Below are 12,684 nucleotides of genomic sequence, written 5' to 3' on the forward strand. Positions count from 1 at the left end.
CATCTCTTTAAGGATAAAGAGAAAAGGCTACGCTAAATATAGGAGGTCAACTATATTTTTGTGTACCTTTGCCAAAATTTTTAGTTATGCCTAAGATTAGAATTACAAAACAATTCACATTTGAAACAGGACATGCCTTATATGGCTATGATGGTAAATGTCGTAACGTACACGGTCATAGTTATAAGCTAGCTGTTACAGTTATTGGTACTCCGATAGAGGATACTAATAATGTGAAGTATGGTATGGTTATAGATTTTGGAGACTTAAAAAAAATAGTGAAAGGAGATATCGTAGATGTATTCGATCACGCTACTGTTTTCAATAAAAATACCCCTCATATAGAATTAGCAAAAGAACTAGAAGAACGCGGACACCACGTTATTCTTGTCGATTATCAACCAACTAGCGAAAACATGGTTATTGACTTCGCTCAGAAGATAAAAAGCAAATTACCTGAAGGGATAGAACTATACTCATTAAGATTACAAGAAACAGAATCATCATACGCTGAATGGCATCAATCAGATAATTTATAGGACTTGAGTTTTACAATTAATACAGATAAGAGTATATACTTCGCTTCTGATCAGCACTTCGGAGCACCTAGTCGAGAGAAAAGCCTTCCTAGAGAAGAGTTATTCTTACAGTGGCTACGCGAGAAAGAAGATGATATGGGCGCCTTATTCATACTAGGAGATTTATTTGACTTCTGGTTTGAGTACAAGACTGTAGTACCTAAAGGTTTTGTAAGAATACTTGGTAAATTGGCTGAAATCAAAGATAGAGGCATTCCTGTTTTCTTCTTTGTAGGAAACCACGACTTATGGATGGATGATTACTTCCAGACAGAGCTAGGAATACCAGTATATCACGAGCCTAAAGTGTTTGACATTAATGGTAAGAAGTTCTTTATCGGACATGGAGATGGATTAGGACCTGGAGATATGGGCTATAAGAGAATGAAGAAAATCTTTACCAATCCTTTCTCTAAATGGTTATTTAGATGGTTACATCCAGACATCGGAGTTAGACTTGGTTCTTACCTATCAGTTAAGAATAAACTAATTTCAGGAGATGAAGATATTAAATTCTTAGGTGAAGATAACGAATGGTTAATCCTATATGCTAAACGCAAATTAGAAACCACTCATTACGACTACTTCGTTTTTGGGCACCGTCATTTACCAATGATTATTGACTTAAATAACCAGTCTAAATACATTAACCTGGGAGATTGGATTAACTACTTCACCTATGGTAAGTACGATACTAGTCTACATCTAATAGAATATAAGAAAGAGCTTGCTGAAGCTAAACAATAACAAAAAACGCATACTGATCAGTATGCGTTTTTTGTTATCTCTTTTATTCTAAAAAGGCTTCTCTAATATCCACTCACAGTGCGTAAAGTAATTCCAACCCACAGCTCCTAAGTCTACTTTAGGATCTACGAATTGGCTTAAATCACGTTGATTGATGGACACATAACTTTCAGCATATACTGCCACGTCCTCTCCTTTTGCTTCAAATTCTTTTTTGATATATTGTGCCATCTGCCAGATCATATCTGGAGAAGACAGGCGAGCCATCTGTTTATTAGTTAGCACATCTTCTATATCGTAATACTTTCTATCCCCTGTCTTTTTATTTTCTACTATATAATTCGTATAACCACTCCTTGATCTAAGCATCATACGCCAGCTAAGACGATGAGCTTCATCAGTCCATAACACATCTCCCTTGATAAAATAATGTCTTAGAGGAAGCACTAATTGTACAAACATAAATGCCAATAAGAAATACTTCACTTGAGGAGAGAAATGCCTTGCCACAGCTTGTTCCTCTTTTAAAGTATCCTCATCTAAAGGAGTTTTCTTCTTAAAGAACCAACTTCTTACTTGCTCTGGTTCATAAAAGAACACAGCAAAGCTCAATGCAAAATAAGGGAATATACCGATATGTAAGGTGATAGAATTAAACAAGTGAAATACCAATGAGGCTATAACGGCTAAAGTACGCGTGCGTTTATACAACAATAAGAACACTACTAGTCCATCAAATATAATCCCTAAATAAGCAATAGAGACATAGAACCAATCCTGTGTAAATACTTGCTTAAACACATCAGGAATATTAGCTCCTTGATACATCAACTTTGTAAACGTACCATCTAACCAATCTGGATAGAACTTAGCCACAGTACCATAGATATAAAGCATGAATACCTGAAAGATAAATAGCCAAGAGATGTAATAAGGCATGGAGTATTCTTCTGTTACTCTATTGCTTTTTACATCAAGAGAAGCATATCGATTAGCGGGTACGAAGCACATATACACACAAATCACTAATAGCATATAGTAGTGATTATTATAAGATGTCTTCTGTATAAAATAAGCACCTGCCCATAATATCGTTAGTAGTGGCATAGTCCACTTATATCGATACCCAAGCATAACAGCCACTGACACACAGCCCATCACAAAAAAGTAGGCATACATCTGAGGTCCTACTAGCACCTGCAGAAAGTCCATATAGATATGGGAGAATGTAATCTTTACATCGACTAGGTTATCTCTTACCCAACCTGTAGCAATCGCACCGAATGACTCACAAGCGAATAAGAAACCAAAGAATATTCGAAAGATAATTAACGGAGAATTATCTATCTGACGGTACAGTTTTTCCTTCATAACGACTGAAGAACTCTCGAGTCACGCGTTCGTCATCTTTTAACTTCGCGATTAACTCATCAAGTCCACTAAATTTTAATTCATCTCTTATTCTGTCTAAGATACGAACTTTTAACTTTTGGTCGTATAAATCACCGTCCCAATCTAAGTAATTTACTTCTATCGTATAAGGGTGGTCTGCAAAGGTAGGGTTAATACCCACACTCATCATTCCCATTACTTTCACTCCATTTAACTCAGATTCTACCACATACACACCGTTCTCAGGAATCAATTTATAATCTTCGTCCACAACGATATTCGCTGTAGGAAAACCTAACTTACGACCTAATTTCTTACCGTGTACTACTGTACCAGAGAAATAGTACTCATACCCTAAGAACTCATTCGCCAACATCATATTACCGTCTTCTTCTAGAGCAACGCGTATCTTAGTAGAACTAATAGATACATGATCTATCTCTTGAGCAGAGATTTCTTCTACTTCAAAGCCATATTTCTCACCGAATGCCTTTAAATCATGAATATCAGCAGTTCTATTTTTTCCGAAGCGATGATCATAGCCTATAATAATTTTAGAGATATTAAATTTATCTACTAACACCTGCTTTACGAACTCTTCTGCTGATAACTGAGCGAACTCTAAGTCAAACTTTTGAATGACTAGATTATCTAGTCCTAATCCTTTTAAAAGCTCTTTCTTCTCTTCTATAGTATTCAGTAATCGAATACTGTTATCCTGCTTTAAAACCATGCGAGGATGAGGAAAGAAGGTCAACACCAAACTCTCGCCACCATTAGCTTTAGCAGAATCAACAAGCTTTTTGATAATCATCTGATGTCCTACGTGTACTCCATCAAAAGTACCTAATGTAGCAACTACTTTTTTATCGCAATTAAAATCAGCTATAGAAGAAAATGTTTTCAATTTTTAAAGTTTATATCAGTTACATTACTATTTTTGTGCCCCTTTATTCCCAATGACTGGGTAGAGAACAAAACTGCGTAAAAATACGTCATTTTTATAAATGCCTCTTTATAAAATGACTATAATCTAACGCCTTTTAACAAAATTCAATATGCCTAACACTAGATTTTTAAAAGCCTTAACTTTATTTATTATCACTCTTATTGTTTCTTTTTCAGTTAATGCCCAAGTTAAAATAATGACTTGGAATTTACTTAACGTCGGAAAGAATAAATCACAAGAGAATATAGAATACATCGCCAAAACGATTAAACAAACAGACATCATAGCTATACAAGAGGTTGTTACTAACCCTACAGGCGCACAAACTATTGCTAAGATACACGAAGAACTAAACAGATCCTCAGGGGCCAAATGGGACTATGCGATAAGCGATCCTACTGTTAGTTCACCATATCGCTCAGAACGCTATGCTTACCTATGGAGAACTAGTAAAGTCAAGCTAAAAGGCAAACCTTTTCTTGAACCTACTTATCAAGAGGAAATAGAGAGAGAGCCTTATATGGCTACATTTATTTATAAAGGAAAAGAAATAACGATAAGTAGTTTACACGCACTACCAACTAAACATCAGCCTGAGAAAGAAATCAAGTACCTCAAATTCTTTCCCGAACACTATCCTGAACACAACCTTATCTTCTTAGGTGATTTTAACTTAAGTGAAAGCCACAGCGTATTTAATCCCTTAAAGAAACAAGGGTATCTACCTAGCTTCTCTACACAGAAGACGAGCCTTAGACAGAAATGCCTTAAAGGTGACTGTCTAGCATCAGAGTATGATAATATCTTTTATCACCCTGATAAGAATGAACTTATCAGTGCTAAGCCTATCTACTTCTTTGAAGACTTTGAAGAAATTAGCATAGCAAGAAAAGTATCTGATCACATCCCATTACTCATCACGTTGAATATATTATAACCCAAAAGACCTCTTTAGCAGAGGTCTTTTTTATTATCTTCTATTCATATAGATCATTACATAGTACAGTAGCGTACCTAGTGAACTTATCGCAGCCACTACATACGTACGAGCTGCCCATTTCAACGAATCTTTAGCTCCTGCATATTCTCCTTGAGTCACTATATTCTTCGCTTGTAACCACTTTAACGCACGATTACTCGCATCGTACTCTACAGGTAACGTTACAAAAGAGAATATCGTCGTCATCGCAAACAAAATAATCCCGATTAATAACAACTGCGGAAATGTATTAATCATTAACACACCTCCTAATAATACCCACGTCACTATATTAGACGAAAAGCTAACAATAGGAACTAACTTAGAGCGCATAGTCAGCCAGTGATATGCCTCAGCATGCTGTACAGCGTGTCCTACCTCATGGGCAGCAACAGCAGCCGCAGCGGCATTGCGCTCATTATACACAGCCTCACTTAAGTTGACTGTTTTATCCATTGGATTATAGTGGTCAGTCAGCCTACCTGGAGTAGAAATAACTCTTACGTCTCTGATCCCATGATCAAACAACATCTTCTGTGCTATCTCTGCACCACTCATCCCATTCTGAAGTTGTACTTTAGAATATTTCTCAAATTTACTTTTTAAGCGATAACCTACTAACCAACTAGCACCCATTATCGCAATCATAAAAATCCAAATCATACTTAGACGTTTTTTTTTTTTAATTAAATCTACAAATTATAAGCCAAACTAAAAATAAGACATTTTGACATAAAAAAAGGGTTACATCCCTGTAACCCTCTCTTATTAACTATATTTTATACTATTTAAGTTTCTTTTTAACCTCTACTTCTTGGAAAGCTTCGATTACGTCATACTCCTTAATGTCGTTGTAGTTTTTAATCTGAATACCACAATCATATCCTTTAGAAACTTCTTTAACGTCATCTTTGAAACGTTTAAGAGCAGTTAACTCTCCAGTGTAGATTACTACACCTTCACGGATTAAGCGGATTCTAGAGCTACGGAATATCTTACCATCTGTAACCATACATCCAGCGATAGTTCCCACTTTAGAAATTTTGAACAACTCACGGATCTCAGCAGTACCAGTAACCTCTTCTTTAAGCTCTGGAGATAACATACCTTCCATTGCATCTTTAAGGTCATCGATAGCAGCATAGATGATAGAGTAGTTACGGATATCGATCTCTTCTTTATCAGCTAATACTTTAGCAGATGCCATAGGACGAACGTTAAATCCGATAATGATCGCGTCAGAAGCAGATGCTAACAATACGTCAGATTCTGTAATCGCACCAACTCCTTTATGGATAATGTTGATTTGAATTTCTTCTGTAGATAATTTAGAGAATGAATCAGATAATGCCTCAACAGAACCATCCACGTCTCCTTTTAAGATAATGTTCAACTCTTTGAAATCTCCTAATGCGATACGACGTCCAATCTCTGCTAATGTAATATGACGTTGAGCACGTACAGATTGTTCGCGAATCAGCTGAGTACGTTTAGATGCAATTTGTTTTGCTTCTTTTTCTTCTTCGAATACGTTGAATTTATCACCCGCAGTTGGCGCACCATCAAGACCTAATACAGAGATTGGAGTTGAAGGACCAGCTACTTTAATAGACTTACCACGCTCATCATGCATAGCACGTACTTTACCATGGTTACATCCTGCTAATAAATAATCTCCTACACGAAGAGTACCAGCTTGTACTAATACAGTAGATACATATCCTCTACCTTTATCTAAGAATGCCTCTACTACAGTACCTACTGCTAACTTATCTGGGTTAGCTTTCAGCTCTAACATTTCAGCTTCTAATAATACTTTTTCAAGTAATTCAGTCATACCAATACCTTGTTTAGCAGAGATATCTTGAGATTGGTAAGTACCACCCCATTCTTCTACTAGCAAGTTCATTGATGCTAACTTTTCTTTAATCTTATCAGGGTTAGCCGTTGGCTTATCTACCTTATTGATCGCGAAGATAATAGGTACACCTGCCGCCTGAGCGTGGCTAATAGCCTCTTTCGTTTGTGGCATGATGTCATCATCCGCAGCGATTACGATAATAACAATATCTGTTACTTGCGCACCACGTGCACGCATCGCTGTAAACGCCTCGTGACCTGGTGTATCTAAGAAAGTAATCTTTTGACCATTTTCTAAAGTTACCCCATACGCACCGATGTGCTGCGTAATACCTCCTGACTCACCAGCGATAACGTTAGCTTTACGAACGTAGTCAAGTAACGATGTCTTACCGTGGTCAACGTGTCCCATTACAGTAACGATAGGAGCACGAGATTTTAAATCTTCTGGTCTATCTGGAGCCTCTTCGATAGCCTCTTCAATAGCTGCAGTAGTAAAGTCTACTTCGTATCCGAACTCATCAGCCACGATAGTCAATGTCTCAGCATCTAGACGTTGATTCATTGTTACCATGATACCTAATGACATACATGTACCGATAACTTTAGTAATAGGCACATCCATCATAGTAGCGATCTCACCTACAGTAACGAACTCAGTAACTTTTAATATTTTACTTCCAGCTTCTAATGCTTTTTGTTCGTCATCCGTTTTCTTACGGTGTACATCACGTTTATCACGACGGTATTTAGCAGATTTAGACTTATTACCTTTACCTTGAAGACGTTCTAGCGTCTCCTTGATTTGGTTTTTAACTTCTTCTTCTGTTGGCTCAGCCTTAACTACAGGAGCTTGTTGGTTACGTCTTTGGTTTCTATTACCAAATTTGTTTCCACCAGCATTGTTATTATTGTTGTTATTTCTTTGCCCGCCACCTTGGTTTCTGTTATTGTTGTTGTTATTACCACCATTAGCATTATTGCTATTGTTATTAGTAGTATTACCACCTTCAGCAGTACCTGGTTTAGCTATACGTTTTCTCTTATTCTTATTAGCGGCATTACCAGCACCTGGTTTCGCATTGTTACCAGCGTTGTTACCACCTTTTTTAGGCTCTTCTTTTTTCTTTTTAGGCTTATCGAATTGAGATAAATCGATAGTCTGTCCAGTAAAAGTAGTACCAGAAAGTTTTTGATAATTAGTTTTAATCATCTCCTCTCCTGCGTTTTCTTCTGTCTTAGCAGCCTCTTCCGCTTTGTTAGACTCTGCTTTTTTAGAATCCACTTTGTTAGATGAAGCATCCTTACTTCCTGCTACAGATTCTTTCTGTTTTGGTTTTTCCACCTCTTTTTTAGCTTCCACTTGTTTATTTGAGTTCGTTACTTTAGATGCTTCCTTATCAACTACAGGTTTAGCGACAGTCTCTTTCTTATCCTCTATAACCTCATTAGCTTGTTTTTGCTTACTCTCTTTAGCAGGAGCTTTGGCATCTTTTTCAAAAGATTTATTTTCTTTATTAGAATCGTCTGAAGAAGCTTTAGTTTTTTTAGGCTCAAGATCGATTTTACCCACAGTTTTGATAGCTGCAATTTCTTCAGCTTTAGCTCGGATAATTTCTTGTTCACGCTTAATACGTACTTCCTCTTGTTTTTTCTTCTCCTCTAATTCTTTATCACGCTCAATTTTCAAGGCCTCTTTCTCTTTCTTTTTCTCTTCACTTACTTCAATAGATGCCTCTTTCTTACCTTTATCAGCAGAAAATTGTTTACACAAAACACTATATTCTTGATCAGAAATTTTAGCATTAGGTGTTGCGTCGATATCGAAACCTTTTCCTTTTAAAAAGTCAACGGCTCTATCGAGAGAAATATTCAATTCCCTTAAAACTTTATTAATTCTTATTGCTCTTTCTTCAGACATATTATCCTTTTAGTGTATTAAATGTGTTGTGTTGTTAACTTGTAATTAATCCTCGAATTCTTCTTTCAAGATTCTAAGTACATTCTCAATTGTTTCATCTTCAAGATCAGTACGTTTCATTAACTCTTCAACACTTAGGCTTAAAACGCTCTTAGCCGTATCTAAACCGATTCTTGCAAATTCTTCAATTACCCACTCATCGATTTCGTCTTTGAACTCTTTTAATTCTACGTCATCGTCTTCTGGGTTTAATTCACGCATAACATCAATATCATATCCAGTTAACATACCAGCTAATTTGATGTTTTGTCCACCACGTCCTATCGCACGTGATACCTCTTCTAGAGCTAAATAAACATTTGCTTTTTTAGTCTCTTCATTCAGAACTACTTTATTTACGTTAGCAGGTGCTAAGGCACGCTTAACGAATAATTCTGTATTATTAGTAAAATTAATTACGTCTATATTCTCATTTCCTAATTCGCGAACGATACCATGGATACGAGATCCTTTCATACCTACACACGCTCCTACTGGATCGATACGATCATCAAAAGTATCTACTGCCACTTTTGCTTTTTCTCCAGGGATACGTACCACTTTCTTAATCGTGATATGTCCATCAGCGATCTCAGGAATTTCTTGCTCAAATAATCTTTCTAAGAACTCAGTAGCAGTTCTAGACATGATGATTTGAGGTTTAGATCCTTTTAATTCTACTGCTTCGATGATTCCTTTTACAGTATCACCTTTTCTAAAGAAGTCAGATGGAATCTGTTTATCTTTTGGTAAAACGATTTCATTTCCTTCCTCATCCATCAAAATTACAACTTTTGGACGGATGTGGTGCACTTCTGCTGAATAAACTTCTCCAATAATATCTTTGAACTGTTTGTATAAAGTAGTATTATCGTGCTCAGTCACTTTAGAGTTTAAGTTTTGGCGCAATGCTAAAATAGCACGTCTTCCTAACTCCTCTAATTTAACCTCTTCTGAAACTTCTTCTCCTACTTCAAAATCTGGTTCGATCTTGCGTGCTTGAGATAATGAAATTTCATAGTTATCATTCTCTACTTCCCCATCATTTACTACTACACGGTTTCTGAATATCTGACAATCTCCTTTATCTGGGTTAACAATGATATCAAAGTTATCATCGTTACCAAATCTTTTTTTCAATGCATTTCTAAATACATCTTCTAAGATGGCCATCAGCGTTACACGCTCAATATCTTTTTCGTCTTTAAATTCTGAGAATGAATCTACTAAATCTCTATTCTCCATGTGCTTTTTTTATTTTAAAATGAAATTATAACATTCGCTTCTTTAATATTCTCAAAAGGAATCACAGCTTCTTTCTCTACTGTCACCTTCCCTTTTCCAACAGGTTTAGGCTCTCTAGCCTTCCATGTTAGGACAATCTGGTTATCGATCACATTCTCTAGAGTAGCCTCATATTTCTCTTGATCTAGCGTCACTACTTTCAGCTTTCTACCAATGTTCTTATGGTATTGACGTAATAGTTTTAGAGGTGCTGTTGCACCTGCTGATGCTACCTCTAGTGAGAAATCCTGCTCTTCTCTATCTAAATTATGCTCTATAGCTCTACTAAAATTTATACAATCTTGTAATGTCACACCTTCATCACCATCTATAGTTAGAGTGATTTTATTGTCAGCAGACACCGTAAAATCTATAATAAATATAGATGTATGCTCTTCTAAAGCCTTATCTATTAATTCTTGTACTTTACTTTTTAATGTCATATGCTATAAAAAGAGGGGACTACTTTGTCCCCTCATTATTTAACTTTTTTAATAAATAACTGTGCAAAGATATTAATTTTTTTATTACAAATAAAACTTTTGCCTATTGATAATTATATTCTTAACTTTAAATCATGTAATTAAATCGAAATAAAACAACAAATATCACTATGAAAAAAATACTAGTCCCAACAGATTTTTCTACGCAAGCTTATAACGCTATCAAGGTAGCTGCTTGTATAGCTAAAAAAGGAGATGCAGAAATACTACTATTACACATCTTGGACTTGCCACAACAAGGAAATGATAGTATCAATAAAGGTACTCCTGCTCCTGAAGTAATGTTCTTCAAGAACGCTGCTGAAGAGAAACTTAGAGAATTAGCCCTATCTGACCTATTCGAAGGCATTAAGGTATCTACTAGTCTTATCCTAGACAGAACGGCTTATGGCGTGACTAAGACAGCAGAGACGAATAAAGCAGACCTTATCGTAATGGGATCTCATGGAGCGAGCGGAGCGAAAGAATACTTCGTAGGTTCTAATACTCAGAAAGTAGTAAGAACATCTGACGCACCTGTATTAGTAATTAAAGGAGAAGGGGATGACTTCAACGTGAATGATCTTGTATTCGCTTCTGACTTTACTGATAATATGAAAGAACCTTTTAAAAAGATTCTACGTCTACACCAGATGTTCGACACGAAATTACACCTACTGATGGTAAACACCCCTAATAGCTTTAAACCTACTCATGTAGCAGAACAAGTATTAGAAGACTTCTTAGAAGACATCACAGATACAGAATACGACTTATCTATCTATAATGATCTAACAGTAGAAAAAGGAATCCTTAACTTCTCTAAGAAAACGAATGCAGACCTAATCACGATCGCTACACACGGACGTACAGGGTTAGCTCATTTCTTCAACGGAAGTATCAGTGAAGATTTAGTAAATCACTCACCTATCTCAGTATTGACTATCAAGATAGACTAAGTACTATCCTTATATAATATAAAAAGCTGATTGCTATTCGCAATCAGCTTTTTTATTTCTCCTATTTTATTCATTTACTCTCTTCTTTGCTTTTAGTTCCTAGCAGATTCCTTCGACTATCCTTGCACATTTCTTCGAGAAAACCCCTCTCTGGGCAAGCAAACTCGAAGAAAACCCCTAGAATACCCGAAGAACCCCAAGCCCAAACACAATATACCTCTATAAATCAATACTCTGTAAAAAACTCAGTCCTTCATAATAAAACAAAAAGAGCAACCAAAGTCATAAACTCCATATCTAGTCAAAAAGAGCGGAAAGAAAATAAAAAAACAGCCTTATTCAACAACTGTAACCTTAGAGAACAACTCTTAATCCAAGATACTAATACTAAAAAAGGCGAATATCATGAGAACATTCGCCTTTTATTATATGCTAATAGCTACTGCTATATAAATAATCTATTTTATTATCTCGATATGACTTTCTGATACTTTAGCTATCGGTAGATAGTGTTTCTTCCCTTCTACTAACAGACATAGGTAGATATTATCTATAGAGATCACATATCCTTCTAGACCATCGATACGCACTAGCTGTCCTAACTCTAGATTCTTACGAGCGTAAAAAGAGAACAATAATCTAGTCACAACATCTTTAGCCCCTAATCCTAATGATAAAGCTACAGTCAATAGGATAGCCCCTACGATAATAGAGATATTATTAGTAATAATATCTGTGTTTATACCCATCTGATTCAATGTAGTAATAAACACAAAAACCAAGATTAGATAGAATAATATATTACCTATCATACGTGCTCCACTAAAGTCAACAGCCTTTAGCACTTCCACAATAGCTTTCTTTACCCATGTAGCAAAATACAATCCTCCTACGAAGATCAGTAGTGCTACAAACACTTTAGGAATATACAACATCAGGTTTCCAATCTCTCGAGAGACAATAGCTAGACCAAATAACTCAGCTCCTACTACTACCATTAAGAAGATTAAAAACACCTTTACAAAGAATATTAAGATATCAGACACACTGATCTTAATATTCACCTTATTCAAAAAGTCATTTTCGCTTAATAGATTTTGTATTTTCTCTAAGCGAATAACCTTAAACAGCTTCTTTAAGACATAAGAACATACCTTAATTATTAACCAAGAAATTAAAATATAGCCTACTAAAAAAACAAATCCTATCAATCCTTGTAATAACGAGCTCATTACAGAGTTAATCATTTGACTAGGATACTCAAAGTTATAACGTTCCATCATCCTTACTATTTTTAATTTTATTGATTATTTCATTTTCTTTTTTCACATCTTTTTCTCCTATCAGGCTACCTAATGCCTGAGGAACCTTAACAGTATAAAGTTCTGACACATCTAGTGATAACTTAATAAAGTTGAGATTATCTATTACCCTATCTTTTAAGTAATCTGGTAATTTTTCGTCCTGAAGAATTTTTTTAAACGGATTATCCAT

Annotated in this window: 12 protein-coding genes; 4 read left to right on the forward strand and 8 right to left on the reverse strand. The window is 35.7% G+C overall.

Going from position 1 to position 12,684, the window contains the following annotated elements:
* The first annotated feature begins 86 nt into the window (after window positions 1-86).
* On the forward strand, window positions 87-539 hold the full coding sequence (locus RT228_RS09725) for a 6-pyruvoyl trahydropterin synthase family protein (protein WP_006257664.1): 453 nt from the start codon (window positions 87-89) through the stop codon (window positions 537-539).
* Window positions 540-542: 3 nt separating this feature from the next.
* Complete coding sequence (locus tag RT228_RS09730) at window positions 543-1,325, forward strand: UDP-2,3-diacylglucosamine diphosphatase (RefSeq protein WP_006262599.1); 783 nt, start codon at window positions 543-545, stop codon at window positions 1,323-1,325.
* 48 nt (window positions 1,326-1,373) lie between these two features.
* Here the strand turns inward: RT228_RS09730 and RT228_RS09735 are convergent, their stop codons facing one another.
* Together RT228_RS09735 and RT228_RS09740 are read right to left on the reverse strand one after the other, a co-directional pair.
* On the reverse strand, window positions 1,374-2,696 hold the full coding sequence (locus RT228_RS09735) for an HTTM domain-containing protein (RefSeq protein ID WP_313138633.1): 1,323 nt from the start codon (window positions 2,694-2,696) through the stop codon (window positions 1,374-1,376).
* Window positions 2,665-3,624: a bifunctional riboflavin kinase/FAD synthetase gene (locus RT228_RS09740; protein ID WP_006262597.1), complete on the reverse strand. Its 960-nt coding sequence runs from the start codon at window positions 3,622-3,624 to the stop codon at window positions 2,665-2,667. The genes RT228_RS09735 and RT228_RS09740 overlap by 32 nt, the downstream gene beginning before the upstream one ends.
* Window positions 3,625-3,775: 151 nt before the next feature.
* Here RT228_RS09740 and RT228_RS09745 point away from each other — a divergent pair, with 151 nt between their 5' ends.
* A complete protein-coding gene (locus RT228_RS09745; RefSeq protein ID WP_071307108.1) occupies window positions 3,776-4,603 on the forward strand; it encodes an endonuclease/exonuclease/phosphatase family protein in 828 nt (275 codons plus the stop codon).
* A 33-nt stretch (window positions 4,604-4,636) separates the two neighbouring features.
* Here the strand turns inward: RT228_RS09745 and RT228_RS09750 are convergent, their stop codons facing one another.
* The 4 genes from RT228_RS09750 to rimP all read right to left on the reverse strand — a co-directional run bounded on the left by RT228_RS09750 (window position 4,637) and on the right by rimP (window position 10,192).
* Window positions 4,637-5,308 (reverse strand): zinc metallopeptidase, encoded by a 672-nt coding sequence (locus RT228_RS09750; RefSeq protein ID WP_006257669.1) that lies wholly within the window; start codon window positions 5,306-5,308, stop codon window positions 4,637-4,639.
* A 121-nt stretch (window positions 5,309-5,429) separates the two neighbouring features.
* On the reverse strand, window positions 5,430-8,426 hold the full coding sequence (gene infB, locus RT228_RS09755; protein WP_313138634.1) for a translation initiation factor IF-2: 2,997 nt from the start codon (window positions 8,424-8,426) through the stop codon (window positions 5,430-5,432).
* 45 nt (window positions 8,427-8,471) lie between these two features.
* The gene (gene nusA / locus RT228_RS09760; protein ID WP_006257671.1) at window positions 8,472-9,710 is read right to left on the reverse strand and encodes a transcription termination factor NusA; all 1,239 of its coding nucleotides are present in this window, start codon (window positions 9,708-9,710) and stop codon (window positions 8,472-8,474) included.
* 14 nt (window positions 9,711-9,724) lie between these two features.
* Entirely contained in the window at window positions 9,725-10,192 is a 468-nt protein-coding gene (rimP, locus tag RT228_RS09765) for a ribosome assembly cofactor RimP (protein WP_025124482.1), read from the reverse strand.
* A gap of 170 nt (window positions 10,193-10,362) precedes the next feature.
* Between rimP and RT228_RS09770 the strand changes: the two genes are divergently transcribed.
* Complete coding sequence (locus tag RT228_RS09770) at window positions 10,363-11,190, forward strand: universal stress protein (RefSeq protein ID WP_006257674.1); 828 nt, start codon at window positions 10,363-10,365, stop codon at window positions 11,188-11,190.
* A 458-nt stretch (window positions 11,191-11,648) separates the two neighbouring features.
* Here the strand turns inward: RT228_RS09770 and RT228_RS09775 are convergent, their stop codons facing one another.
* Both RT228_RS09775 and RT228_RS09780 read right to left on the reverse strand, forming a co-directional pair.
* Complete coding sequence (locus tag RT228_RS09775; RefSeq protein WP_006260495.1) at window positions 11,649-12,473, reverse strand: mechanosensitive ion channel family protein; 825 nt, start codon at window positions 12,471-12,473, stop codon at window positions 11,649-11,651.
* Window positions 12,457-12,684 carry a hypothetical protein gene (locus RT228_RS09780; RefSeq protein WP_006257677.1) on the reverse strand — a complete coding sequence of 76 codons (228 nt, stop codon included), beginning with the start codon at window positions 12,682-12,684 and terminating at the stop codon, window positions 12,457-12,459. The genes RT228_RS09775 and RT228_RS09780 overlap by 17 nt, the downstream gene beginning before the upstream one ends.

The organism is Myroides sp. (assembly GCF_032073645.1).
GTDB classification, from domain to species: Bacteria; Bacteroidota; Bacteroidia; order Flavobacteriales; family Flavobacteriaceae; genus Flavobacterium; species Flavobacterium odoratimimum.